This window comes from Pseudomonas sp. R4-84, assembly GCF_054130985.1.
This window is the reverse complement of record NZ_CP096390.1, coordinates 2,438,403-2,463,486: the sequence shown is the minus strand read 5'-3', so window position 1 is coordinate 2,463,486 and position 25,084 is coordinate 2,438,403. Positions and strand designations below refer to the sequence as shown.

General features: G+C 60.4%; 19 protein-coding genes. 7 read left to right on the top strand and 12 right to left on the bottom strand.

Going from position 1 to position 25,084, the window contains the following annotated elements; all coding sequences use genetic code 11:
* Window positions 1-183: 183 nt before the first annotated feature.
* The 8 genes from tpx to M1D68_RS11320 all read right to left on the bottom strand — a co-directional run bounded on the left by tpx (window position 184) and on the right by M1D68_RS11320 (window position 9,741).
* Window positions 184-684 carry a thiol peroxidase gene (gene tpx, locus M1D68_RS11355; protein ID WP_420766776.1) on the bottom strand — a complete coding sequence of 167 codons (501 nt, stop codon included), beginning with the start codon at window positions 682-684 and terminating at the stop codon, window positions 184-186.
* 106 nt (window positions 685-790) lie between these two features.
* Window positions 791-1,462 (bottom strand): DUF3313 domain-containing protein, encoded by a 672-nt coding sequence (locus tag M1D68_RS11350; protein ID WP_457970389.1) that lies wholly within the window; start codon window positions 1,460-1,462, stop codon window positions 791-793.
* Window positions 1,463-1,661: 199 nt separating this feature from the next.
* Window positions 1,662-2,459: a transglutaminase family protein gene (locus M1D68_RS11345; protein WP_420766774.1), complete on the bottom strand. Its 798-nt coding sequence runs from the start codon at window positions 2,457-2,459 to the stop codon at window positions 1,662-1,664.
* Window positions 2,456-3,406, bottom strand: a complete 951-nt coding sequence (locus M1D68_RS11340) for an alpha-E domain-containing protein (RefSeq protein ID WP_457970387.1) — start codon at window positions 3,404-3,406, stop codon at window positions 2,456-2,458. The genes M1D68_RS11345 and M1D68_RS11340 overlap by 4 nt, the downstream gene beginning before the upstream one ends.
* Before the next feature lie 3 nt (window positions 3,407-3,409).
* On the bottom strand, window positions 3,410-4,819 hold the full coding sequence (locus M1D68_RS11335; RefSeq protein WP_420766772.1) for a circularly permuted type 2 ATP-grasp protein: 1,410 nt from the start codon (window positions 4,817-4,819) through the stop codon (window positions 3,410-3,412).
* Window positions 4,820-5,404: 585 nt separating this feature from the next.
* Entirely contained in the window at window positions 5,405-7,450 is a 2,046-nt protein-coding gene (locus tag M1D68_RS11330) for a TonB-dependent siderophore receptor (protein WP_457970385.1), read from the bottom strand.
* A 243-nt stretch (window positions 7,451-7,693) separates the two neighbouring features.
* The gene (locus tag M1D68_RS11325) at window positions 7,694-9,463 is read right to left on the bottom strand and encodes a sodium:solute symporter family protein (RefSeq protein ID WP_420766770.1); all 1,770 of its coding nucleotides are present in this window, start codon (window positions 9,461-9,463) and stop codon (window positions 7,694-7,696) included.
* 11 nt (window positions 9,464-9,474) lie between these two features.
* Window positions 9,475-9,741 (bottom strand): DUF4212 domain-containing protein, encoded by a 267-nt coding sequence (locus M1D68_RS11320; RefSeq protein WP_420766769.1) that lies wholly within the window; start codon window positions 9,739-9,741, stop codon window positions 9,475-9,477.
* A gap of 243 nt (window positions 9,742-9,984) precedes the next feature.
* Here M1D68_RS11320 and M1D68_RS11315 point away from each other — a divergent pair, with 243 nt between their 5' ends.
* On the top strand, window positions 9,985-11,781 hold the full coding sequence (locus M1D68_RS11315) for a methyl-accepting chemotaxis protein (RefSeq protein ID WP_457970383.1): 1,797 nt from the start codon (window positions 9,985-9,987) through the stop codon (window positions 11,779-11,781).
* Window positions 11,782-13,964: 2,183 nt separating this feature from the next.
* Here M1D68_RS11315 and M1D68_RS11310 read toward each other — a convergent pair.
* Complete coding sequence (locus M1D68_RS11310; RefSeq protein WP_072390895.1) at window positions 13,965-14,162, bottom strand: YbdD/YjiX family protein; 198 nt, start codon at window positions 14,160-14,162, stop codon at window positions 13,965-13,967.
* Window positions 14,163-14,177: 15 nt separating this feature from the next.
* Window positions 14,178-16,238, bottom strand: coding sequence for a carbon starvation CstA family protein (locus M1D68_RS11305; protein WP_045156376.1), 2,061 nt, complete (start codon window positions 16,236-16,238; stop codon window positions 14,178-14,180).
* Between the two features lie 301 nt (window positions 16,239-16,539).
* Between M1D68_RS11305 and M1D68_RS11300 the strand changes: the two genes are divergently transcribed.
* The gene (locus M1D68_RS11300) at window positions 16,540-17,901 is read left to right on the top strand and encodes a cache domain-containing protein (RefSeq protein ID WP_434611177.1); all 1,362 of its coding nucleotides are present in this window, start codon (window positions 16,540-16,542) and stop codon (window positions 17,899-17,901) included.
* A 31-nt stretch (window positions 17,902-17,932) separates the two neighbouring features.
* Complete coding sequence (locus M1D68_RS11295; protein WP_434674937.1) at window positions 17,933-18,565, top strand: response regulator; 633 nt, start codon at window positions 17,933-17,935, stop codon at window positions 18,563-18,565.
* Here M1D68_RS11295 and M1D68_RS11290 read toward each other — a convergent pair.
* Complete coding sequence (locus M1D68_RS11290; protein ID WP_434700857.1) at window positions 18,552-19,424, bottom strand: SDR family oxidoreductase; 873 nt, start codon at window positions 19,422-19,424, stop codon at window positions 18,552-18,554. The genes M1D68_RS11295 and M1D68_RS11290 overlap by 14 nt on opposite strands.
* Window positions 19,425-19,482: 58 nt before the next feature.
* Window positions 19,483-20,712 (bottom strand): arabinose transporter, encoded by a 1,230-nt coding sequence (locus M1D68_RS11285; RefSeq protein ID WP_457970382.1) that lies wholly within the window; start codon window positions 20,710-20,712, stop codon window positions 19,483-19,485.
* 143 nt (window positions 20,713-20,855) lie between these two features.
* Here M1D68_RS11285 and M1D68_RS11280 point away from each other — a divergent pair, with 143 nt between their 5' ends.
* The 4 genes from M1D68_RS11280 to M1D68_RS11265 all read left to right on the top strand — a co-directional run bounded on the left by M1D68_RS11280 (window position 20,856) and on the right by M1D68_RS11265 (window position 25,068).
* On the top strand, window positions 20,856-21,503 hold the full coding sequence (locus M1D68_RS11280; RefSeq protein WP_457970705.1) for a TetR family transcriptional regulator: 648 nt from the start codon (window positions 20,856-20,858) through the stop codon (window positions 21,501-21,503).
* Between the two features lie 90 nt (window positions 21,504-21,593).
* Window positions 21,594-22,385, top strand: a complete 792-nt coding sequence (locus M1D68_RS11275) for a transporter substrate-binding domain-containing protein (RefSeq protein ID WP_434611168.1) — start codon at window positions 21,594-21,596, stop codon at window positions 22,383-22,385.
* 89 nt (window positions 22,386-22,474) lie between these two features.
* The gene (locus tag M1D68_RS11270) at window positions 22,475-24,352 is read left to right on the top strand and encodes a DUF294 nucleotidyltransferase-like domain-containing protein (protein WP_434563804.1); all 1,878 of its coding nucleotides are present in this window, start codon (window positions 22,475-22,477) and stop codon (window positions 24,350-24,352) included.
* Window positions 24,349-25,068, top strand: coding sequence for a 3'-5' exonuclease (locus tag M1D68_RS11265; protein ID WP_434611166.1), 720 nt, complete (start codon window positions 24,349-24,351; stop codon window positions 25,066-25,068). Before M1D68_RS11270 ends, M1D68_RS11265 begins: the two co-directional genes overlap by 4 nt.
* Window positions 25,069-25,084: the final 16 nt, after the last annotated feature.

Genomic DNA, 25,084 nt, shown 5'->3' with positions numbered 1-25,084 from the left:
GTGGGCTTCTTCTACAGGAGGCTGAACGATAAGCACTGGCGGGTATTTAGCAAAGCGCCTTTACCGGCAATTTACCTTGGGCTTACCTTTCTCATGCTCGGCTAAGGCCTTGAAACACAAATGAAAACGGCCTGGTCAGGCCAGGCCGTTAACAATTGTAATAAATACTTTGTTTCGGAACAGTTATTTCAGGGCTGCGAGCGCCGCCTCGTAGTTCGGCTCTTCAGCGATTTCCTTGACCAGCTCGCTGTGCAGCACGGTGTCGTTTTCGTCCAGCACCACCACGGCGCGGGCAGTCAGGCCTTTGAGCGGGCCGTCCGCGATGGCGACGCCGTAGTTCTCGATGAACTCGGCACCGCGCAGCGTGGACAGGTTCTGTACGTTTTCCAGGCCTTCGGCGCCACAGAAGCGGGCCTGGGCGAACGGCAGGTCGGCGGAAATGCACAGCACCACGGTGTTATCCAGGTCGTTGGCCTGGGCGTTGAACTTGCGCACGGAAGTGGCGCAGGTCGGGGTGTCGACGCTTGGGAAAATGTTCAGCACTTTGCGCTTGCCCGCGAAGTCTTGCAGGGACACGTCCGACAGATTGCCGGCAACCAGGGAAAAGGCTGGCGCCTTGGAACCGGCTTGTGGCAATTGGCCGTTGACTTGGACTGGGTTGCCTTTGAGGGTGACTTGAGCCATGAACGGATTCCTTCTGACAGGTTTGAAAACAGTGAGGCCGGAGTTAACCATGAAATGGAGCTCCGACCTATGCCTGCACACAAAAAGTCACGAGTGGCGGGGCCCGCTATTTAGCCTTGAGCTGCAAATACGACTGATGCAGATCTGAGGCCCAGCCGTCGATCACCCCTTTGACATCATCGGGCTTCATGACCTGGGACTCGTTCGACAACGGCTTACCCGTGCCCTTGCGCACCACCTGTGCGACCACCGCATTAGTGCCACCGTCCAGAAACACCGCTTCGGTGCCCAGCGTGGTTTCCTGATCGCGAATGCCGCTGGCCGTACTGACCGCGGCGGCCACCAAGGCAATCGGAATCACTTCATAAGGTTTGAGCCCCTCGGTCTTGCTGCTGACCGCGGTGATGGCCGCCCGTACTACCAACACACCCGGCCCGGGACTGGTCGCCAGAGGCAACGACTTGCCCGCCTCCCGCTTGAGCGCCTGGTCGTAGTAGCTGGTAATGCCAGCCAGCGTGCCGGCGGGAATCTTCACGGTCGGTTGCGGCTTGGGATAGAGCTGCGTCGGCTCGATATACACACTGGAGTATTTAGCCAGATCGATCTGCGGATCGACCCAACGCATCACTTCGGCCCCCGAAGGCGACTTTTCTTCCTTGAGGCGGCTGTAGTCTCCCAGGAAGCCGGAGTATTCGTCCGGCTGGGTGACTTTGCTCGAGCAGCCCATCAGCGCGAGCGAAGCGATGCAGACAGTGCCGATCATGGACGCGAGTTTCATGCTGTTACTCCTGTAGGCCACACCTGAGGGGGGGCGGAACTACAGGTATAGCCAATGCGCAGGGTTTTGCCTGTTCAGTAGCCGTATCGAGGTTGGATGTGCCTGCGTCATCGCGAGCAAGCTCGCTCCCCCAGTGTTAACTCGAACCTTTGGGGAAGCGAGCCTGCTCGCGAAGAGGCCTTAGGCTTCAATGGTCAAATTACTGATGCTGCACCTGAACCATCGAGCTTACCTGCACCCGCGCGTGCATCTGCTCCGCCCCGCCACCACGGCGCATGCCGCGAACCGGACAGGCGTCAAGGTAATCCAGGCCAATCGCCAACTTCAAATGGCGGTCGGGACGAAGCAAGCGATTGGTCACGTCAAAGCTGTACCAGCCGTCATCCAGCCAAGCCTCGGCCCAGGCGTGGCTTGCCAGATGGCTCTCGTCCTCGGTACACAGATAGCCGGACACATAACGCGCCGGCACGCCGAGGCTGCGGGCGCAGGCCACAAACGCATGGGCATGGTCCTGACAGACCCCGGCGCCACCGGCGAACGCCTCTGCCGCCGTACTGCTGACGGCAGTAGTGCCGGGGCTGTAGGGCATGCGATCGGCAAGGCCATTCATCAAGTCGGCCAACGCAGCACGGTCACGGCGTGCGCCGCATTGCGCCACGGCGAAAGCGCTGAGGGTGTCGTCGGCCAGAGTGAGGCGGCTGGTGCGCAGGAACGGCAGCGGTGATTGGGTATCGGGCTCCATTTCCACTGTCTGGTCGATCTGCACTTCACCATAAGCGGTCAGGATCAGGGCGCCGTGAGGCTCGTCCATGGTCATGACGTGCAGGATATTGCCGTACGGGTCGAGCTGGCTGCGCACCAGGCGCGGCAATTCAAGATGCCATTGCAGGATGGTCTGGCGTCGGGTGTCCTTGGGCGTCAGGCGCAGGAACTGGATGCTCGTGCAGACCTCGTCGGCATAGCTATAGGTCGTGTCGTGGCGGATGGACAGTTTCATACGACCTCCAGATAGGCGTCATGGATGGTCTGGCCCAAGTGGCGGATCTGGCCAATCAGCTCGGTCAACCATTGGTGCAGGCCCGACGCGAGGATCTCGTCGATCCCCGAATAACGCAGCCGCGCATTCAGCTCGGCGGCCAGCCGCTGCGCCGGCCGACCGTTATTGCCCGGCAGGCTGGCGAGAATATGGTCCAGTTCTTCAATGCAGGCGTGCAGCGAGCGTGGCACGTCGGCCCGCAGCAGCAACATCTCAGACACCTGCTCGGCATTCGGCGCGTTACGGTAGATCTCGTTGAACGCCTCGAACGAAGACAACGCCCGCAGCAACGCACTCCACTGGTAGTAACCGCGCGCCGAGTTGTCGCTGACCTCTTCCGATTCTTCGCCGTACATCTCGTAGCGCGCATCCAGCAGCCGCAAGGTGTTGTCGGCGCGTTCGATGAATGTCCCCAGGCGAATGAAACAGTAGGCATCGTTGCGCATGATCGTGCCCGACGTCGCGCCACGGAACAGGTGCGAACGCTCCTTCACCCATTCGCAGAAATGGCTGATGCCATAACGGCCCAGGCCGTTGCTGGCGATGCTGCGCATCTCCAGCCAGGTGGCGTTGATGTTCTCCCACATGTCCGCGGTGATGCGTCCGCGCACGGCATGGGCGTTGGTCCGCGCCGCCCGCAGGCAACTGTAGATGCTGCCGGGGTTGGTTTCGTCCAACGCAAAGAAATGCAGCATGCGCTCGGTGTTGAGGGTGTCATAACGGGCGTTGTAGTCATCCAGCGTACCGGCCGCCAGCAACGACATCGCCAGCTCGGCCTGACCATCGCCGCGTCCGGCCTGGGGCATCAGCGACAGCGAATAACTGACTTCGAGCATGCGTGCCAGGTTCTCGGCGCGCTCCAGGTAGCGGGACATCCAGTAGAGGTCCGATGCGGTTCTTGAAAGCATGTCTTAGTCCTCCACGACCCAAGTGTCTTTGGTACCGCCGCCCTGGGACGAGTTCACCACCAGCGAGCCCTCGCGCAGCGCCACGCGGGTCAAGCCGCCGGGCACCAGACGAGTTTCCTTGCCGGACAGCACGAAGGGACGCAAGTCGATGTGGCGTGGCGCGATGCCGCTTTCGACGAACGTCGGACAGGTGGAAAGGCTCAAGGTCGGCTGGGCGATATAGGCCTCTGGCCGGGCCTTGAGGCGGGCCCGAAAATCTTCGATCTCCGCTGCGGTGGCAGCTGGCCCGACCAACATGCCGTAGCCGCCGGAACCCTGGGTTTCCTTGACGACCAAGTCGGGCAAGTTCGCCAGTACGTGGGACAGGTCCTGGGGCTTGCGACACTGCCAGGTCGGCACGTTCTTCAGGATCGGTTCTTCGGTCAGGTAGAAACGGATCATGTCGTCGACATAGGGATAGATCGACTTGTCATCCGCAACGCCCGTGCCGACGGCGTTTGCCAGCACCACATTGCCTGCACGGTAGACCGCGATCAGCCCCGGCACGCCGAGCATGGAATCAGGGTTGAAGGACAGCGGATCGAGGTAGGCATCGTCCAGGCGACGGTAGATTACATCCACCTGCTGGGGCCCGGCCGTGGTGCGCATATAGACATGGTCGTCACGCACGAACAGGTCCGCGCCTTCCACCAACTCCACTCCCATTTCCCGGGCCAGGAACGCATGCTCGAAATAGGCGCTGTTGAAACGCCCCGGCGTCAGGACCACGGTGGTCGGGTTGTCCAACGGGCTTGAGCTTTTGAGCGTGTCGAGCAACAGGTTCGGGTAATGATCGATGGGCGCTACGCGCTGGGCGGCGAAGAGTTCGGGGAACAGGCGCATCATCATCTTGCGGTCTTCGAGCATGTAGCTCACGCCACTTGGCGTGCGCAGGTTGTCCTCCAGCACGTAATAGCTGCCATCGCCATCGCGGACCAGGTCGACGCCTGCGATGTGGGCATAGATGCCTCGGTGCAGGTCCAGGCCCTGCATCGCAATTTGATAACCCTCGTTGGCGAGCACCTGCTCGGCGGGGATGATGCCTTCCTTGAGAATGCGCTGGCCATGGTAGATGTCGGCCAGGAACATGTTCAGGGCCTGGACCCGCTGGATGCAGCCGCGTTCGACGATTTGCCATTCGCTGGCCTTGATGCTGCGCGGAATGATATCGAACGGGATCAAGCGCTCGGTGCCCTGCTCGTCCCCATAAAGCGTGAAGGTGATGCCCGCCCGATGAAACAGCAGGTCGGCTTCACGGCGGCGTTGTTCCAGCAGTTCCAGCGGCGTGTCCGCCAGCCAGCGCGAAAATGCTTGGTAGTGCGGGCGGCAGTCACCCTTCGCGTCGTACATTTCATTGAAAAAAGCGTGGGGCATAGCCAACTCCCAGCCGTGTCGTACACGGCATTTCTTATTACGTCGTCATTCCACCAAGTACGGCCTTGCCTCGTTTATGAGCCCTGGTTCTTTGAATACCTCGTCAGGCATGGGTCTCTGACCAGGCCTTTGCGTCTGGATGACGTGCGCCTCCTTTTTTATATTGGCGTATCGAAACTCCTTTCTGCTGGATAGTGGTGGAGCCGTAGCAAGGGCTGTGCCTAAGTGCGGCGGATTGAGGCAATGCTGGAAAAACCGGCGCAAAGCGGTGAAAAAGCGAAATTTATTTTTGATTTCGCGACGAAAAGAGTTTCGAGCCCTGAAACGCTGACTCCAGTTTCAAGCGCCGGCACAGCAAACGGGTCGAATCGGTGCAGACAGACGGGAAGTCGAGGCCGAACGCCCCGAAAAGGGGAAATTATTACTCACCGCTAAAGCGCTGCGCTTGGCTCAACCATAGCTCACGGGCGAAGACTTCGCTGAAAGAGCGCTTCGTTGGAAGCGAGCTTGCGCGAAGACGGCCTGAAGCCAGAAACAAAAATGCCCGGACATGGCTGTCCGGGCATTTTTGTTGGCGCGCTGCGATCAGAACGTCACGCTGGCACTCAACCTGGCGGTACGCGGCTCGCCGACGGCGACCTGAAGTTCGCTGCCGGTGGATGACGGGTAGTATTGCTTGTCGAACAGGTTATCGACGTTCAACTGCAACGACGTCTTGTGCCCGAACACCGGCGACTCCCAGCGCAGGAAAGCGTCGGCGACGGTGTAGCTGCTGAGCCAGAAATCGTTGGCGTTGTTGGCGGCGCGCTCGCCGACATAACGGGCGCCGGCACCGGCGTGCCAGGCACCGAATTCGGCCGGGACGTTCAGGTGGTGGCTCAGGTACAGGCTGGCGGTGTGCTTGGGGGCGTCGGCCAGACGATGGCCTTCATCGTCCGGATCATCAAGGATCTCCGTGTGGGTATAGGCGTAGGTGCCGATCAAGTCCCAACGTTCGGCGAGGCGACCAGTGATATCGAGTTCGAGGCCTTGAGAGCCGACTTTGCCAGCGGCTTCTGCCAACGTTACGCCGTTGATCGTAGAGGACGTCACGACGTTTTTCTTCACGATATCGAACAGGGCGAGGTTGATATTCAGGCCCGGCAGCGGATCGTATTTCGCGCCGACTTCGTAGCTGCGGCCCTCCTCCGGCTTGAAGGTATGACTACCCTCGTCCACCACGTCGTTAGGCTTGAACGAGCGACTGTAGTTGCCATATAGCGACAGTTCTTCCGTGGCTTTGTAGACCAGGCCGAGGAATGGGACGAAGGCGTCTCCATTATCGTCGCGAACTGGCTTGGCAGGGACGAGTCCCTGCGTCGTGTATTGATCGTAATGCTGATAACGACCGCCAAATACAAGGATCCAGCGGTCGTCCAGGTGCCAGTTGTCCTTCAGATACACCGAACTGGAGGTCAGCTTGTTGCTCAGGTTGCTCTGCGCAGCATTCACACGACTTGGCTCATCCAGGCCACCGTACACCGGAGTCGTAGGGTCGAAACCTGCTTGGTTAGCGCCACGGTAAGTCTTGCCCCGAAACTGGTCTGAAACCTGGTTGTCGACCCCGACCAACAGATCATGACGCTGGCCGAACAATTCTTGATTGCCAATGAAGTCCCAACTGGCGTAGCGGGTTTCATCGTCATAATGGGCACCGTTGGCGGCGCGCTGAAGGACACCATTCGACAGGCGCGGCTGGGCAATCGAAAGGCTGTAACGGTCATTGTTCCAGCCGTAGGTCACCCGCGTCTTCCACGCGTCACTCAATTCATACTCGAACCGCGCAGTGGCCGTCTCACGGATGCCGATGCTCTTGGCCCAAGGTTCATCCAGGCGCTTGTCATAGTCGATGTCAGCCGGATGTCCATTGGTGAACATCGTGCCCCGGTCAAACGGGTTGGAATATTCGTTGTACTCATAACTCAAATTCAACGAAGCCCGCTCGCCGGTCCAGGCCAACGACGGCGCCACCAGCGTGCTCTCGTTAACCCCGTAGTTGCGCCAGTAATCCTCATGGCCGCGCTCGGCGATCAGGCGATAGGCCAATCCGGTATCGCCCAGCGGTCCGGTGGTGTCCAGGGCCATGGTGCCGCCGCCTTCGCTGTAGGCGGAACCGCTGAGCGTGGTGCTCTGGGTGTATTGCGGCTTCTTGCTGATGACGTTGATCAGGCCGCCAGGTTCCAGCGCGCCGTACAACATCGAGGCCGGCCCCTTGAGTACTTCGACCCGCTCGGTGGTGGCGCTGAAGTTATGGCCCAGGTTGGAACGCACGCCGTCGCGCAGGATCGAGCCGTCGTCGTTGGTGCCGAAGCCGCGCTTGACCAATGAGTCCCGCGAGCCGCCCAGGGTGTTGCCCTGGCTGACGCCGCTGACGAACTTCATCGCGTCCTCCAGCGAGCGCACCTGATAGTCCGCCAGCGTCTGCTGAGTGACTACGTTGATCGATTGCGCCTCTTCCTTGATCGGTACATCGCTCTTGCTCGCCGTGCTGGCTTGCGTCGCCGTGTAGCCCTCGTCCTGAATGATCCGACTGCCTTGCACATCCGTAGTGGGCAGTTCGAGGGTGTCCTGTGCCCTCAATGGGCTGGCCATGAAACAACAGGACAGCGCAGGTAAAACACATTTGACGAGGGCGTTGCGGTAGGCGAAAGGGGTGAAACGATTCAAGACGCGCACTCACAGAGGGTTGGAAATGAGAGCGAATATACTTTGAGAATGATTCCCAGTAAATCTTTCCAACATTTCCACGCTTGACTCTGAATGCATTAAAGGGCGCCGGAGGATGACTCCGGCGCCCTTTATCGGTCGCCTCTCCTTTTTGGGGCTCGTTGAAGGTCAGTGATCGATGGCGGCGCCGGCACCCCTCGGTACGCGGATGTCCTCGACCAGATGCTGGATGTGCTCCGGTGGCGGCGCGGTGAAGCGTGACACCACCAGGGCCGCCAGGAAGTTGAATACCATGCCCAATGTGCCGATGCCTTCAGGGGACACACCGAGCCACCAATGTTCAGCCGTGTTCATCGTCGGGTTGATGAATTTGAAATAGACGATGTAGGTGAACGTGAAGGTCAGCCCGACGATCATCCCGGCGATCGCGCCTTCGCGGTTCATGCGCTTGGAGAAAATCCCCATGACGATGACCGGGAAGAACGAAGACGCCGCCAACCCGAAGGCGAACGCCACCACCTGGGCGACGAATGCGGGTGGGTAGATGCCGAACAATCCGGCGATCAATACCGCCACACCGGCCGCGATACGCGCCGCGAGCAACTCCTGCTTCTCGTTGATCCTGGGCATGATGTTGCTTTTGAGCAGGTCATGGGAGATCGAGGTGGAGATCACCAGCAACAGCCCCGCTGCCGTCGATAGCGCCGCCGCCAGCCCACCGGCAGCGATCAAGGCAATTACCCAACCGGGCAGCCCGGCGATTTCAGGGTTGGCCAACACCATGATGTCGTTGTCGACATACAGCTCGTTGGGCACCGGCGAAAGCTGGTTCTTGAGCAACCGCTGCTCATGCGCCCCACGTTCGCCGGTAAAGCTCGGCGCCCCGACCAGCGCCGCCCCAGGGCTGTACTGGATGATGCCGTCGTTGTTCTTGTCCGCCCAGGCAATCAATCCGGAATTTTCCCAGGCCTTGAACCAGTCCGGCGCGGTGGCATAACTGACGTTGGGGATGGAGGTCAGCAGGTTGGTACGAGCGAACGCTGCCACTGCCGGTGCGGTGGTGTAGAGAATCGCGATGAACAGCAACGCGTAGCCGGCAGACTTGCGTGCGTCCCGGACGGTGGGGGTGGTGAAGAACCGCACGATCACATGGGGCAGGCCCGCGGTCCCCACCATCAGCGCCATGGTGATGAAAAACACGTCCATGGTCGACTTGGTGCCATTGGTATAGGCAGAGAAGCCCAACTCGGCGCCCAGGCCATTGAGCCGTTCGATCACACTCTGCCCCGAGCCGGCGGCTTCGCTGATGAAGCCCAGCTGCGGGATCGGATTGCCGGTGATCATCATCGAGATGAAGATGGCCGGCACCATGTAGGCGAAGATCATCACGCAGTACTGCGCCACCTGGGTGTAGGTGATGCCTTTCATGCCGCCCAGCACCGAATAGAAGAACACGATGGCCATGCCGATCATGACGCCGGTGTTGATGTCCACTTCCAGGTAGCGGGAAAACACGATGCCTACGCCGCGCATCTGCCCCGCCACGTAGGTAAAGGAAATGAAGATCACGCAGATTACCGCCACCACCCGCGCCGTCTGCGAGTAATAACGCGCCCCAACGAACTCGGGCACGGTGAACTTGCCGAATTTGCGCAGGTACGGCGCCAGGCACATCGCCAGGAGGACGTAGCCGCCGGTCCAGCCCATCAGGTAGACGGAACCGTCGTACCCCGCGAAGGCGATGATCCCCGCCATGGAAATGAACGACGCCGCCGACATCCAGTCCGCACCGGTCGCCATGCCGTTGAGCACGGGGTGCACGCCCTTGCTCGCGACGTAGTATTCACTGGTGGAGCCGGCCCGCGTCCAGATCGCGATCGCGATGTACAACGCAAAGGTGGCGCCTACGACCAGGTAGATCAGGGTTTTTGTGTCCATGTGCGCCGCCCTCAGTCTTCGTGAACGTCATATTTGCGATCAAGCTGATTCATCTTCCAGACATAGAAGAAGATCTCGAGCACAAAGACGTAGATGGACCCCTGCTGGGCAAACCAGAACCCCAGGGGCGTGCCGAAGAAACTGATGGTGTTGAGTGAGTCGACCAGCAAGATGCCGAAACCGAACGACACCACGAACCAGATGACCAGCAACACCAGCATCCAGCGTAGATTTTCCGTCCAGTAGGCACGCGCAGCCTGTTGTTTTTCAGTGGACATCGAAGCGCCCTCTTGTTTTGTTGTTATTGTTTTGCACTTCAAACCGTAGCAGTCGCCGGGCAAGGCGCTAGTACGACTTTCGTCTAATTCGTAACAACAGTTATTGACATCCCTTTCGCACCGAAAAGACAGGGCCAGGCCGCGTCAGAATCCCAGGGTGATATCAAATCGCCCCAACCCCCTAAAGCTTTGCCGTTCTCGGTCGAATGTATGCCATCGAATCTATTTTTCCCTGGAGCTGTGATGCAGACGTTAAAGGCCTTGTATGAGTCTATCGAAATGCAATTTTTCGATACCCTCACCAAAAAGCTTTCAAGCCTTTTCCTCTTGGTCGCGGTCAGTGCCTTGCTTTATTGGGTGGCCCTCAGCGCCCGCGCCGATATCGTCCTGCAGTTGCGCACTGCCCAGCTTGACGCCGCGCTGCTGGGACAGATTCAAGACCGCCTCGACAGCCTCACCCATGCGCTGCTCTTCGGCGCGCTTTTGACGCTGGCCATGGTCAGTTTCATGGTCTGGTACTTCCGCCACCTCATCGTGCGCCCCGTTACCGCCATGACCAAAGCCCTGGAAGAGATCGCCAACGGCGAGGGCGACTTGTCCAAGGACCTGCCGCTGGTGACCCACGACGAGATCCGCACGCTGGCCGCCACCTGCAACCGTTTCCTGGCCAAGCAGCGCGAGATCATTAGCAACGTCCAGGCATTGACCGTCCATATCGCCGTCGAATCGGCCCGCTCGTTGAAGAACATCAGTGATTCCAGCGACAGCGCGACGCACCAGGCGCGCTTCGCCAAGGAAGTGATGGAGCAGAGCAATACCGCCGTGGGCCGTATCGAAGAGGTGTCGCGCCAGACCCAGGGCATATCCGGGACCACCGCGCAGAACCTGAGCATGGCCCGGGACTCCTACGCCGAATTGCTGGAAGTGACCGGCAACATCAGCGAGATTTCCAGCAGCCTCGGCGAGTTCGCCGGGCTGGTGGACGCCCTCAACCAGCGCTCTTCGAGCATCAAGTCGATCGTCGGCCTGATCCAGCAGATTTCCGCCCAGACCAACCTGTTGGCCCTCAACGCCGCCATCGAAGCCGCGCGTGCCGGGGAAAGTGGCCGTGGCTTTGCGGTGGTCGCCGATGAAGTGCGCACCTTGGCGCAGAACGTCAGCCGCGCCACCGACGATATCTCCCGTAACATCGACGCCATGTTGCAGGAAGTCAGCTCGACCCACGAACAGACCACCCAGATCAGCCACAGCGCCCGGGAAACCCAGAAAGTGGTGGAGCGTGCTTCTGGCCATTTCGAGAGCATGATCGTCGACTTCGAATCCACCAACGGCAAGTTGGCCGACATCGCTGACCATATCCAGCAATTCGCCGATACCAACACTGGCATCAACGAACGCGTTACCCAGATCCACGCCGACAGCCAGTCGATTGACCAACGCATGCAGCAATCGGCGACCGCCACCCGCGACCTGTCTGGCGTGGCGGAGAAGGTCCAGACGCTACTGGGCCGCTTCGTGCTTGGCCACGGCAAGCTGGACGCCGCCATCACCCGTGCCAGCGAATGCCGCGACACGCTGCAGGTTCATTTGCAGGCGTTGCAGGATGAAGGTGTCAACCTGTTCGACCAGAATTACCAATTGATTCCCGGCACCGATCCCAAGCAATACATGACCAGTTATACCGAACGCTTTGCCCGGGCCTGCCAGGAAGAATGCGACAAGCTCACCCGCAGCACGCCGGGCGGCAAGGTCTCTTTCATTGTCGATACGAAGGGGTATTGCCCGGTCAATAACAGCTGGGTGTCCAAGCAACCCACCGGCGACCGCGCGGTTGACCTGCCGGTGTGCCGCAACAAGCGGATCTTCAACGACCCGATCGGCCTGCGCGCTGCGGGCAACGTCCAGCGCTTCCTGCTCCAGACCTACCTGCGCGACACTGGGGAAATCATGACCGAGATCGACGTGCCATTCTTCTTCGGCGGCCGTCACTGGGGCAATTTGCGGGTGGGGTTTGATGCGGCGGTGTTGTTGGCGGACTAAGCGTTTCGACCAGCCGTGTGGGAGCGGTGATGTACACAAATCTTGAGGCCAGCCCAAAACAACTGTGGGAGCGAGCCTGCTCGCGATGGCGTCAGGTCAGTCAATTCATCATTAACTGACACTCCGCTATCGCGAGCAAGCTCGCTCCCACAAGGCGATCTGTGGTGTACGCAATCCCACGGCCACCCCGAAACTGTGGGAGCGAGCCTGCTCGCGATGGCGTCGGGTCAGTCAATTCATCACCAACTGACACTCCGCTATCGCGAGCAAGCTCGCTCCCACAAGGGAACCGGTGGTGTACAAAAATCCTGAGGCCAGCCCAAAACAACTGTGGGAGCGAGCTTGCTCGCGATGGCGTCGGGTCAGTCAATTCATCATTAACTGACACTCCGCTATCGCGAGCAGGCTCGCTCCCACAAGGGAACCGGTGGTGTACAAAAATCCTGAGACCAGCCCAAAACAACTGTGGGAGCGAGCTTGCTCGCGATGGCGTCGGGTTAGTCAATTCATCACCAACTGACACTCCGCTATCGCGAGCAGGCTCGCTCCCACAAGGGAACCGGTGGTGTACAAAAATCCCGAGACCAGCCCAAAACAATTGTGGGAGCGAGCTTGCTCGCGATGGCGTCAGGTCAGTCAATTCATCATTAACTGATCCACCGCTATCGCGAGCAGGCTCGCTCCCACAAGGCGATCTGTGGTGTACGCAATCCCACGGCCACCCCAAAACAACTGTGGGAGCGAGCCTGCTCGCGATGGCGTCGGGTCAGTCAATTCATCACCAACTGACACTCCGCTATCGCGAGCAAGCTCGCTCCCACAAGGCGATCTGTGGTGTACGCAATCCCACGGCCACCCCAAAACAACTGTGGGAGCGAGCCTGCTCGCGATGACGTCAGGTCAGTCAATTCATCACCAACTGACCCACCGCTATCGCGAGCAGGCTCGCTCCCACAAGGCGATCCGTGGTGTACGCAATCCCAAGGCCACCCCAAAACAACTGTGGGAGCGAGCCTGCTCGCGATGACGTCAGGTCAGTCAATTCATCACCAACTGACCCACCGCTATCGCGAGCAGGCTCGCTCCCACAAGGCGATCCGTGGTGTACGCAATCCCAAGGCCACCCCAAAACAACTGTGGGAGCGAGCTTGCTCGCGATGGCGTCGGGTCAGTCAATTCATCACCAACTGACCCACCGCTATCGCGAGCAGGCTCGCTCCCACAAGGCGATCTGTGGTGTACGCAATCCCGAGACCAGCCCAAAACAACTGTGGGAGCGAGCTTGCTCGCGATGGCGTCAGGTCAGTCAATTCATCATCAACTGACACTCCGCTATCGCGAGCAGGCTCGCTCCCACAAGGGAACCGGTGGTGTACAAAAATCCTGAGACCAGCCCAAAACAACTGTGGGAGCGAGCTTGCTCGCGATGGCGTCGGGTCAGTCAATTCATCACCAACTGACACTCCGCTATCGCGAGCAAGCTCGCTCCCACAAGGGAACCGGTGCTGTACAAAAATCCCGAGACCAGCCCAAAACAACTGTGGGGCGAGCCTGCTCGCGATGGCGTCAGGTCAGTCAATTCATCACCAACTGACACTCCGCTATCGCGAGCAGGCTCGCTCCCACAAGGGAACCGGTGGTGTACAAAAATCCTGAGACCAGCCCGAAACAACTGTGGGAGCGAGCTTGCTCGCGATGGCGTCAGGTCAGTCAATTCATCACCAACTGACCCACCGCTATCGCGAGCAAGCTCGCTCCCACAAGCGAACCGGTGGTGTACAAAAATCCTGAGGACACCCCAAAACAACTGTGGGAGCGAGCCTGCTCGCGATGGCGTCGGGTCAGTCAATTCATCATTAACTGACACTCCGCTATCGCGAGCAGGCTCGCTCCCACAAGGGAACCGGTGGTGTACAAAAATCCTGAGGCCAGCCCAAAACAACTGTGGGAGCGAGCTTGCTCGCGATAGCGTCGGGTCAGTCAATTCATCACCAACTGACCCACCGCTATCGCGAGCAAGCTCGCTCCCACAAGGGAACCGGTGCTGTACAAAAATCCTGAGACCAGCCCAAAACAACTGTGGGAGCGAGCCTGCTCGCGATGGCGTCGGGTCAGTCAATTCATCATTAACTGACCCACCGCTATCGCGAGCAGGCTCGCTCCCACAAGGGATGGGCCTCAGCTCAACAGCACTTGGGCCCGGCCTTGCCGCCGTAACGGGCCTCTTGGCGCTCTCGGAAGAACGCCTCGTAGTCCATCAGCGGCTTGTCCGGGTGCTTGGTTTGCATGTGCTCGACGTAGTTGTCGTAGTCGGGCATGCCGACCATCAGGCGGGCGGCCTGACCGAGGTATTTACCGAGGCGACTCAAGTCATTGAACATCGTTGCAATCCTCTATCAAGCGTCCGGCAGGGCCTGGAATGGCGCTTCTTTGTCCGTGCGCTCTTTCGTGCCCCAGGCGGCGATGCCGACCTTGAGCGCGTAGAACAGGATGCTGAAGACCACGAACAGGAACAATACCGTCAGCGTTGCGTTGGTGTAGGCGTTGAACACCACGTGCTGCATCTGCTCGATGCTCTTGGCCGGGGCCAGGATCTGGCCGGCGGCCAGGGCATCGTTGTATTTGCGCGCAAGGGCCAGGAAGCCGATCGCCGGGTTGGCGTCGAACAGCTTGATCAGGCCCGCGGTGGTGGTGCAGATCAGCAGCCAGCTCGCCGGCAGCAGCGTGACCCAGACGTAGCGCTGGCGCTTCATCTTGATCAGCACCACGGTGGCGAGCATCAGCGCGATACCGGCCAGCATCTGGTTGGAGATGCCGAACAGCGGCCACAAGGTGTTGATGCCGCCCAGCGGATCGATCACGCCCTGGTACAGCAAGTAACCCCACAGCGCGACGCAGCCGGCAGTGGCGATCAGGTTGGCGGTCCAGGATTCGGTTCGCTTGAGGGCCGGCACGAACGAGCCGAGCAGATCCTGCAGCATGAACCGCCCGGCACGGGTGCCGGCGTCCACCGCGGTGAGGATGAACAGCGCTTCGAACAGGATCGCGAAGTGGTACCAGAAGGCCATGGTGTTCTCACCCGGCAGCACCGAGTGCAGGATCTGCGCGATACCGACCGCCAGGGTCGGCGCACCGCCGGCACGGGCCAGGATGGTGGTCTCACCGATGTCCTTGGCCACCGCTTGCAGCGCGTCGGGGGTGATTGCAAAGCCCCAACTGCTGACGGTCTGGGCCACGGCCACCACGTCAGTGCCGACGATCGCCGCCGGGCTGTTCATGGCGAAGTACACGCCCGGCTCGATCACCGAGGCGGCAACCATCGCCATGATGGCCACGAAGGACTCCATCAGCATGCCGCCGTAACCGATGTAGCGGGCGTTGGTTTCGTTATCCAGCAGCTTGGGCGTGGTGCCCGAGGAGATCAGCGCATGGAAACCCGAGACCGCGCCGCAGGCGATGGTGATGAACAGGAACGGGAACAAGCCGCCCTTCCACACCGGCCCGGTGCCGTCGGTGAACTGAGTCAGCGCGGGCATTTTCAGCTCGGGCATGGTGACCAGGATGCCGATCGCCAGGGCGACGATGGTGCCGATCTTGAGGAAGGTCGACAGGTAGTCCCGTGGCGCCAGGATCAGCCACACCGGCAGGACCGCCGCGACAAAACCGTAGCCGATCAGCATCCAGGTGATCTGGATTCCGGTGAAGGTGAAGGCCTTGGCCCAGACCGGATCGGCGGCGATCTGCCCGCCCAGCCAGATCGAACCCAACAGCAACAGCACGCCGATGATCGAGATCTCGCCGATGCGGCCCGGGCGGATGTAGCGCATGTAGATGCCCATGAACATCGCGATCGGGATGGTCGCCATCACCGTGAAGATGCCCCACGGGCTCTCGGCCAGGGCCTTGACCACGATCAGCGCCAGCACCGCGAGGATGATGATCATGATCAGGAAGCAGCCGAACAGCGCGATGGTGCCGGGAATGCGGCCCATTTCCTCGCGCACCATGTCGCCCAGGGAGCGACCGTTGCGGCGGGTGGACAGGAACAGGACCATGAAGTCCTGCACCGCACCGGCCAGCACCACGCCGGCGATCAGCCAGAGCGTGCCGGGCAGGTAGCCCATCTGCGCGGCCAGCACCGGCCCGACCAGCGGCCCCGCGCCGGCAATGGCCGCGAAGTGGTGGCCGAACAGGATGTGCTTGTTGGTCGGGACGTAGTCCAGGCCATCGTTGTTGAGCACGGCAGGCGTGGCCCGGCGCGCATCGAGTTGCATCACGTTGTTGGCGATGAAGAGGCTGTAGTAGCGATAGGCGACCAGGTAAATGGCCACGGCTGCGACGACGATCCAGAGGGCGTTGATCGGCTCTCCGCGGCGCAAGGCCACGACACTCAGCGCACAAGCTCCCAGAACAGCCACGGCAAACCAGGCGAGGTGTTTAACCAGACGGGTTGTCATTGCGTGTCTCCTGCCGATATCCAATGGATTGCGGCGATTGTTTTTATAGTGTGCCCCGGCTATTCGGAGCCGGCCCAATATCCCTGCATGCCGTCAATAAATAAATCCGTAGTACTACGTAGAACCTCGATTCCCTTGTGGGAGCGAGCCTGCTCGCGAAAGCGGCGTGTCAGTTAATGATGATTTGACTGCCCCATCGCCTTCGCGAGCAGGCTCGCTCCCACAGGTCTTATGCCGCGCGCACAGGTTTGGCATATGATGCCGCCATTCGCCTCCCCGCCGCGCCCGGACTGGAGTAAAGATGCTGCTCAAACACAAAATCGTTGCTCTCGGGATCCTGCCGCTGGTCCTGGCGATTGCTGTCATCGGTGCCTTGGTCATCTCGCTCAACCGCCAGTTGGGTGATCAACAGGCGCAACTGATCGAAGACAGCATCCTGGCGAGCAAGCGCGCCGAATTGAAGAACTATGTCGAGATGGCGCAGAGCCTGATCGCGCCGCTGTATGACAACGGCCAGGGCGACGCGCGGGCACAGCAGCAGGTACTGGAAGAGCTGCGCAAGCTCAGCTTCGGTATCAACGGATATTTCTTCGTGTACGACCGCCAGGGTCGCAGCCTGATGCACGCCCGGCAGTCGGAACTGGTCGGGCAATACCTTTGGGACATGAAAGATCCCCAGGGCCTGCCCGTCATCCAGGCGTTGCTCAAGAGCGCCGAATCGGGCGAAGGCTTCCAGCGTTATGCCTGGAACAAGCCGTCCTCCGGCCAGGTGACCGACAAACTGGCCTATGTCGTGATGCTCGATCGCTGGGGCTGGATGCTCGGCACCGGGATTTACCTGGAGGACGTGGAGCGTGCCACCCAACAAGCCCGCGCCGAAGTGGCCCAAGGCATCCACACCACCATGCAGGCGATCGCCGCCATTGCTCTGATCGCAGTGCTGCTGGTGTTCGCCGGCGGCATTACCCTCAACGTCAGCGAGCATCGCCTGGCCGACAAGAAACTGCAGCGCTTGAACCAGCGCATTGTCAGCTTGCAAGAGGAAGAGCGCTCCCGGGTATCCCGTGAACTGCATGACGGCATCAGCCAACTGTTAGTGTCGATCAAGTTCCAGTTCGAGCTGGCCAGCCACGTCATCGAGAACGGCCAGGAAAATGGAGTGGGCATCTTGAAAAACGCCACGGACCGACTGGGTGAAGCCATCGGTGAAATCCGTAGCATCTCCCACGACCTGCGCTCGTCTTTGCTCGACACCCTGGGCCTGCCTGCCGCCATCGGCCAGCTTGCGGCCGAATTCGAGCAACGCAGCGGCCTGGAAGTGTCCTACCGAAGCAACGAATTCGACTGTCGCCTGGAAAACGGCGCACCGGTCTCGCTGTTTCGCATCGCCCAGGAAGCGCTGACCAACATCGAGCGTCACGCCGGGGCGAAGCGTGTCGCCATCACCCTGTTCGGCTCCGGCCAGTCCTTGCGACTGACCGTTGTGGATGACGGGATGGGCTTCAACGTTCCACAGGTCGAGCGCGGCCATACGGGCATCGGCTTGCGTAATATCCGCGAACGGGTCGAGCATTTCGGCGGGCGGCTGGACATGACATCGGTGCCAGGACGAAGCGAACTGGATATCCTCTTGCCCATGACCATGCCCACCACGGAAAGCTGATGCGCCTTGAACTCAACAAGAGCCCTTGTCGATGACCCTGTCTCCAGCCATACGCGTCGCCTTGGTCGACGATCATTCCCTGGTCCGGGACGGCATCCGCGCCCTGCTGTCCGTCATGCCCCGGCTGGATGTGGTTGGCGAAGCGGAGAATGGTGTACAGGCCATCGAAATGGTCGAACGCTGCCAGCCGGATCTTCTGTTGATGGACATCGGCCTCAAGGACATGAACGGCCTTGAGCTGACCCGACTGCTGGGCAGGCAGCACCCAGGCTTGAAGATCCTGATCCTGAGCATGTATGACAATCATGAGTACGTCAGCGAATCCGTGCGCGCCGGCGCCAGCGGCTATGTCCTGAAGAACTCGCCGTCGAAGGAAATCATCGCCGCCATCGAGGCCATCATCAACGGCGGCACCTTCTACAGCGCCGAGATCGCCCAGCGCCTCGCCACCGACCCGCACACCGACAGCGAGCTGACGCCGCGCGAGACCCAGGTGCTGAAGAAAATGGTCCAGGGCTTCAACAACAAGGAAATGGCCCGCGAGCTGGACATCAGCGTCCGCACCGTCGAAACCCACCGCCTGAGCATTCGCCGAAAGCTCAACATCGACAAGCCCGCGGCCCTGGTGAAATACGCGATCGACCACGGGATCATTCCGCGCTGATGTAGTAACCAGGATGTTCAAGATCATCCAACAACCCCGGCCCGCTCGGCACCCAACCCAACAAACCGCGGGTGTACTCACTGGACACCGCCATGTTCGCGCCCGCCATGTGAGCGAACCAGCCAAAATGCTCGCGCTCTCGGGACTCGACCGGCACTCCCAGGCCACGTCCTATCGCCTGGGCAATGTCCTTGAAGGGTACAGCTTCGTCGGTAACGGCGTGGTAGACGGACTGGGTCACGCCCTGCTCAAGCGCCAATCGATAGACCCGTGCCGCATCCAGTCGATGCACGCCCGACCAGCAATGGTTACCGTCGCCGAGATAAGCCGATACGCCCTGCTCACGGGCCAGACGAATCAGGATCGGTACGAATCCATAGTCGCCGACGCCATGGACCGATGGCGCCAACCGAACCGTCGCCACGCGCACACCACGCTCGGTCAGATCCCTTGCCGTGGCTTCGGACTTACGAGGCGAGGCCGGGCTGACCACTTCCAGCTCACTGGCGCCCCGGGTCAATCCGAACAAGCCCGAGGTCACCAAGAGCGGTCGCTCGGAGCCTTGCAACGCGCCGCCCAGTGCCATAATCGCGCGACGGTCTTGCTCGGCATTTTCGGCAAATCGTGAAAAATCATGATTAAAAGCGGTGTGAATAACCGCATCCGCCGCCGACGCTGCATGATGCAGGACATCCAGATCATCCAACGTCCCTTGAATTACTCTCGCGCCGGTGGCGGCGAGCGCGGCAACCTTTTCTTCGCAACGGGCCAGGCCGGTGACTTGATGCCCGGCGCCGAGCAAATCCTGCACCACGGCCGACCCAACCCAGCCCGTGGCACCGGTAACGAATACGTGCATGAGCAACGCTCCTGTCTGGAAAAGCGAGATAGAAAGTCTTCTATAACCTGAACAAGGCTCAGGATTTGTATTGAACTTGTATTTCTTGACTTCGGAGCAACATCAAGGCCACCCCGAACGACAACGCAACCGCAACAGCACCGCCCAGGTAAACCGCCTCGATGCCCCAACCACTGGCCAACACACCAGCCAGCGGGCTGGTCATGCCCAGGGAAATATCCAGGAAGGCAACATAGGCGCCCATGGCGAGGCCACGTGACTGCGGCGGAGCACGCCGCACTGCTTCCACGCCAAAACCGGGAAACGCCAGGGAATAACCGAAGCCGGTAAACGCGGCGCCGAGATAGGCGATGAATGCCGTATCGGCGCCCCAGATGAGCAGCAGCCCAACGGCCTCGATCACGACGCAGACCAATGCGACACGCGCGCCACCGATCTTGTCCGGAAGATGCCCGAACAACAGCCGCGCGCCGATGAAGGCCAGACCGAACGCCGTGAACGCGAGCGAAGCGTTGCCCCAATCCCTGGCCGCGAATAACAAGGCAATGAACGCTGTCACGACACCAAAGCCGACGCTGCAAAACGCCAGGCCCATGCCGGGAACCCATACCGCGCCGAACATCTTGTAGAACGGTGTGCGCCGGGTCGCCGTAGGGGCTACGCCGCGGACGCCGGCGACAATCGCCAAGGCCAACAGCGCAATAAACGCCGACGCCACAACGATGCCCATGAATCCCCAACCCGAATCGAGCGCCACGCCAAGCGGGGCGCCCAGGGCGAACGCGCCATACATGGCAATGCCATTCCAGGCCATGACCTTGCCGGCATGCTGCGCCCCTACAAGACCGATGCCCCACCCCAACGCCCCAGTGACGATCAGGCTTTCACCGATCGCCAGCAGCACGCGACCGCCTACTAACAGCCAGACCGACAACACCGGCGTAGCGACGACCGCCAGGGACAGCAGATAGACCAAAGCGGAAACCGCCGCCGTCACCAGCCCGACCATGACCGCGCGCTTGCCGCCGCGCAGGTCGGCGAAATTGCCGGCCCAGGATCGCGACAGCAGCGCCGCGGCGAACTGTGCACCCACTACCAGGCCAATCACCAACGTGCCCATCCCCAGCGTGTCGTGCAAATGAAGCGGCAAAACTGGCAGTTGCATGCCGATGGTGAGAAAACCGATGAACACGGTCAACGTGAGCGGCAACAACTTGAATACCGGATTGGTTTCGACGGCTGCCGGGGGCGCCGCAGAGGCACCCGGATGAATATCTTCTTGAGTCATAACCCTACCCATGGAAAGGGACGCGAAGTGAAGTTGAATGCCGCTTGCGCAGCCGCCTAAAATGCGATCAATTAGTCGCATTCAAGATACGAATAATCCGTCGTATTTCCTATTCGCATTCCTTTTCCGAGGCCGATGCCGCCATGTCCGATCGCCCAAGCCCGCAGATTTCCTCACGCAAGCAGCCAAAACAGGCACGGTCCACCGAGCTTGTGGCGGCAGTCCTAGAAGCGGCTGTTCAGGTTTTGGCAAGTCAGGGCGCCCAACGCTTCACCGTTGCCCGCGTTGCCGAGCGAGCGGGTGTGAGCGTCGGATCGGTGTATCAGTACTTTCCGAACAAGGCAGCGATCCTGTTTCGGCTGCAAAGTGATGAATGGCGGCAGACCAGCGATATGTTGCGAGACATTCTGGAAGATCCCTCCACACCGCCCCTCTCGCGGTTACGAACCCTTGTGCAGGCGTTCATCCAGTCCGAGTGCGACGAAGCGCAGATTCGCGTCGCGCTCAACGACGCTGCGCCACTTTATCGGGATGCGCCTGAGCACCAGGCGGCACGTACTTCAGTGCAGGCATCGGTGGATGCGTTCATGCAGCAAGTGCTGCCGGACGCGAGTATGCAAACCCGCGCCCTGGCCGGTGAGCTGATCATCGCCACCCTCAGCTCCGTGGGGAAACGGTTTTCGGCAACGCCTCGCGTTCGGCAAGAAGTCCAGAGCTATGCCAATGCCATGGCAGATATGTTCTGCGCCTACCTGAAAAACCTCCAGGCGTGCGAGAGCACGGCAGGCTGAGCATTCGCGTCGACGTTCCAGTGACAGCCCGCCGGCAGTTTTACTACACTCCCCCGTCTTGTCCCCTTCCCTTGCGAGGCGTCCCATCCCATGAAAATCATAACAAGCACGATGACGCTCTTTGGCCTGTTGGCATTCTGCGGCAGCGCCCTGGCCGAACCAACGGCTTCGCATCTGGACAAAGTGATCCAGCAAGGTGAACTGCGCGTGTGCACCACCGGCGACTACAAGCCCTACACCTACAAGGCCGAATCGGGGGAATACGAAGGCATCGACATCGACATGGCCCGCTCGCTGGCCGCCAGCCTGGGCGTCAAGGCGCAATGGGTCCAGACCACTTGGAAAACGTTGATGCCCGACATGCTGGCGGGCAAGTGCGACATCGGGATGGGCGGGATTTCGGTGACCCTGGAACGACAGAAGAAAGCCTATTTCAGCAACACCCTGGACGTGGATGGCAAGATCCCACTGGTGCGTTGCGAAGACCAGTCGCGCTACCAGACCATCGAGCAGATGAACCAGCCGTCGGTACGCCTCGTCGAGCCGGCCGGTGGCACCAACGAAGCGTTCGTGCGGGCGTTTTTGCCCAAGGGCCAGCTCGCCTTCCATGACAACGTGACGATCTTCCAGGAGCTGTTGGACAAACGCGCCGACGTCATGATCACCGATGCCTCGGAAGCGCTCTACCAGCAGAAACTCAAGCCGGGCCTGTGCGCCGTCAACCCTACCCGCTACCTGCAATATGGCGAGAAAGCCTATCTGCTGCCCCGTGACGACAACACCTGGAAGATGTACGTCGACCAGTGGTTGCACCTGAGCAAGGCCAACGGCAGCTATCAGAAAGTCATCGGGCAGTGGCTGGCCGTGCCTCAAGCTCAATAACGAACCGGTGGCCGTACACGCTCCCGGGTTTGTGTGCGGCGCCATGGTCTGGCATGTTGGGCCTTCAAACAGAACTGTCACGAGGCCCCATGCAGATCGAATTACTGGAAATCAGTGAGCACCTTCATCGTTTTCCGCCATTCGATGCCCTTCCCCAGGAGACCCTGGAGGAAATTGCCCGGCGCGTCGAAGTCGCGTATTTCAAGGCCTCAAGCCCGATCCTCGAAGCAGGTGCGGCCATTCATGACCTGCACTACGTACGCAGCGGCGCAGTCGAGATCTATCGGCGAAGCGGCGAACTGTACAACCGACTGGTCGAGGGCGATATCTTTGGCCAGGCGGGCTTGCTGCGCAGCAACCGGGTGCGTTTCCCGGCCAAGGCCCTGGAAGACAGCCTGATCTATTTCATTCCGGCGGATGTATTCGCCCAGTTATGCGAGCGGCACGACAGTTTCGCCGACTTTGTCGAGGCCGAGGGGCATTCCAGGCTCAAGTCAGCCGTCGAGGCCCAAGGCCGTGCGAGCGAGCTGATCCAGCTCAAGTCCCGAGCATTGATTTCCCGGGATCTGGTCTGGGTTACGCCGCAAACCAGCGTCCGGGAAGCCGCACAATTGATGACCGAACGAAGCGTTTCCTGTGTCGTGGTCCTTGAGCCAGCCGGGAAACACCCCGAGCAGATGCTCGGCATCGTGACCGACCGGGACTTGCGCACCCGCGTTGTGGCCGCCAACCGCAGCGGCGAAACCACCATCGGCGAAGTGATGTCGATCGACCCGGTGGCCATCCAGGCCGATGACTCGTTGTTCGAGGCGATGCTGTGCATGCTCAGGAGCAACATCCATCACCTTCCGGTGATGCACAAGGGCCGCACGCTGGGCTTGATCAATCTGTCGGACATCATCCGACACGAGTCTCAGAGCAGCCTGTACCTGGTAAACAGTATTTCCAACCAGACCAGTGTCGAGGGTCTTCGCTCATTGCTGCGCGACCTACGCGGGACCTACATTCGCATGGTCCGCGACGGCGCGACCGCCCACATGATCGGCAGCGCCATCTCGGGCATTGGTCGTGCCTTCACCCAGCGCCTGCTTGAACTGGCCGAACGCGAACTGGGACCACCACCGGTTCCGTATTGTTTCATGGTGCTGGGCTCGATGGCCCGTGACGAACAATTGCTTGTCACCGACCAGGACAACGCCCTGGTGCTGGACGATCGTTTCGACCCAGCGCTGCATGACGATTACTTTCGCAAGCTGGCCGCGTTCGTCAGCGACGGGCTCGCCCAATGCGGCTACAGCTACTGCAAGGGCGGGATCATGGCGACCAACGTCCAGTGGCGCCAGCCATTGCGAGTGTGGCGTGGCTATTTCAGCCAGTGGATCGAGAAACCGAACGCCGCCACCCTGCTCAACAGCTGCATCTTTTTTGACTTGGACGGGGTCTATGGCGCGCTGGACATGGTCGAATCGCTCAAGACGCTTTGCGCGCAGAAGTCCAGGGATACTCCGGCTTTCCTGGCGGCGATGGCGCGCAACGCATTGAATCGCACGCCGCCCCTGGGTTTCTTTCGTACATTTGTCATGGAAACGGATGGGGAACAAAAACAGATCATCAACCTCAAGGGCCGTGGCACGGCGCCCCTCACCGACCTGATCCGCATCCACGCGCTGGCGTGTGGCACCACGGCGCAAAATTCATTCGATCGGCTCGATGCCATCGGCCAAACGCAATGGGTACCACCCGAGGCCATCGAGCATCTGCGCTACGCATTGGAGTTCCTGTCGATGGTGCGCATACGGCACCAGGTCGATGCCATCGAACAGGGTCGCAAACCGGATAATTACATCGAGCCCGAGCGCTTCTCAACCGCTGAGCGGCACAATCTCAAGGAAGCCTTCCAGGTGTTGAGCAATGCCCAGAAATTCCTGCGTTTCCGCTATCCCGGTCACGCCCGGCCATCCCGATGAACGCCCCACGAGTAGCGACCGAACGGACGATGCCGGACTGGGCGGCGCGCTTCGAACAACTGGCGCGACAAGCACGCCATCCCCTGCTGCAGCGTTTCTACCAGACAGGGGTGATCGACGGCCAGACCGCGCTGGAACAAGTGGAATTGCTGGCCATGGATTTGGAAACAACTGGTTTGAACGCCCGCAGCGACAGCATCGTCAGCATCGGCCTGATGCCTTTTACCCTCAAGCGAATACGTTGCGGCGAAGCCCTGTACTGGGTCATCAAACCTTCCACGCTGACCCATGAGTCGGTGACATTCCATCGCATTACCCATGCCGACATCCGTCATGCCCCTCGATTCCCCGACATCATGGACAACCTGCTGGAAGCATTGGCGGGGCGAATCATGGTGGTGCATTACCGGGCCATCGAGCGCGACTTTCTGGACGAGGCGTTTCGACGTCACCTTGGAGAGGGCCTGCAGTTTCCGGTCATTGACACGATGCAACTGGAGGCATGGCGGGTCAGGGGTCGTCGCCGTTGGCTGGACCGGCTGTTGCGGCGGCCACCGGCCTCCATCCGGCTGGCCGATACGCGTCTGCGTTATCGACTGCCCACCTATCACGCCCACCATGCATTGACCGATGCACTGGCCACGGCCGAGCTGTTGCAAGCGCAGGTAGCCACCCATTACAGCCCGTCCGTGGCGGTCGGGCAGCTGTGGGATTGAACGCTGGGGCGCGCCT

Excerpts from the sequence above, each read along its gene's own strand:
- M1D68_RS11280 (WP_457970705.1), top strand. The coding sequence starts at position 20,856 with ATGTCCGATCGCCCAAGCCCGCAGATTTCCTCACGCAAGCAGCCAAAA.
- M1D68_RS11285 (WP_457970382.1), bottom strand. The coding sequence starts at position 20,712 with ATGACTCAAGAAGATATTCATCCGGGTGCCTCTGCGGCGCCCCCGGCA.
- M1D68_RS11295 (WP_434674937.1), top strand. The coding sequence starts at position 17,933 with ATGACCCTGTCTCCAGCCATACGCGTCGCCTTGGTCGACGATCATTCC.
- M1D68_RS11300 (WP_434611177.1), top strand. The coding sequence starts at position 16,540 with ATGCTGCTCAAACACAAAATCGTTGCTCTCGGGATCCTGCCGCTGGTC.
- tpx (WP_420766776.1), bottom strand. The coding sequence starts at position 684 with ATGGCTCAAGTCACCCTCAAAGGCAACCCAGTCCAAGTCAACGGCCAA.
- M1D68_RS11275 (WP_434611168.1), top strand. The coding sequence starts at position 21,594 with ATGAAAATCATAACAAGCACGATGACGCTCTTTGGCCTGTTGGCATTC.
- M1D68_RS11335 (WP_420766772.1), bottom strand. The coding sequence starts at position 4,819 with ATGCCCCACGCTTTTTTCAATGAAATGTACGACGCGAAGGGTGACTGC.
- M1D68_RS11350 (WP_457970389.1), bottom strand. The coding sequence starts at position 1,462 with ATGAAACTCGCGTCCATGATCGGCACTGTCTGCATCGCTTCGCTCGCG.
- M1D68_RS11310 (WP_072390895.1), bottom strand. The coding sequence starts at position 14,162 with ATGTTCAATGACTTGAGTCGCCTCGGTAAATACCTCGGTCAGGCCGCC.
- M1D68_RS11340 (WP_457970387.1), bottom strand. The coding sequence starts at position 3,406 with ATGCTTTCAAGAACCGCATCGGACCTCTACTGGATGTCCCGCTACCTG.
- M1D68_RS11330 (WP_457970385.1), bottom strand. The coding sequence starts at position 7,450 with ATGGCCAGCCCATTGAGGGCACAGGACACCCTCGAACTGCCCACTACG.
- M1D68_RS11265 (WP_434611166.1), top strand. The coding sequence starts at position 24,349 with ATGAACGCCCCACGAGTAGCGACCGAACGGACGATGCCGGACTGGGCG.
- M1D68_RS11290 (WP_434700857.1), bottom strand. The coding sequence starts at position 19,424 with ATGCACGTATTCGTTACCGGTGCCACGGGCTGGGTTGGGTCGGCCGTG.
- M1D68_RS11320 (WP_420766769.1), bottom strand. The coding sequence starts at position 9,741 with ATGTCCACTGAAAAACAACAGGCTGCGCGTGCCTACTGGACGGAAAAT.
- M1D68_RS11315 (WP_457970383.1), top strand. The coding sequence starts at position 9,985 with ATGCAGACGTTAAAGGCCTTGTATGAGTCTATCGAAATGCAATTTTTC.
- M1D68_RS11325 (WP_420766770.1), bottom strand. The coding sequence starts at position 9,463 with ATGGACACAAAAACCCTGATCTACCTGGTCGTAGGCGCCACCTTTGCG.
- M1D68_RS11305 (WP_045156376.1), bottom strand. The coding sequence starts at position 16,238 with ATGACAACCCGTCTGGTTAAACACCTCGCCTGGTTTGCCGTGGCTGTT.
- M1D68_RS11270 (WP_434563804.1), top strand. The coding sequence starts at position 22,475 with ATGCAGATCGAATTACTGGAAATCAGTGAGCACCTTCATCGTTTTCCG.
- M1D68_RS11345 (WP_420766774.1), bottom strand. The coding sequence starts at position 2,459 with ATGAAACTGTCCATCCGCCACGACACGACCTATAGCTATGCCGACGAG.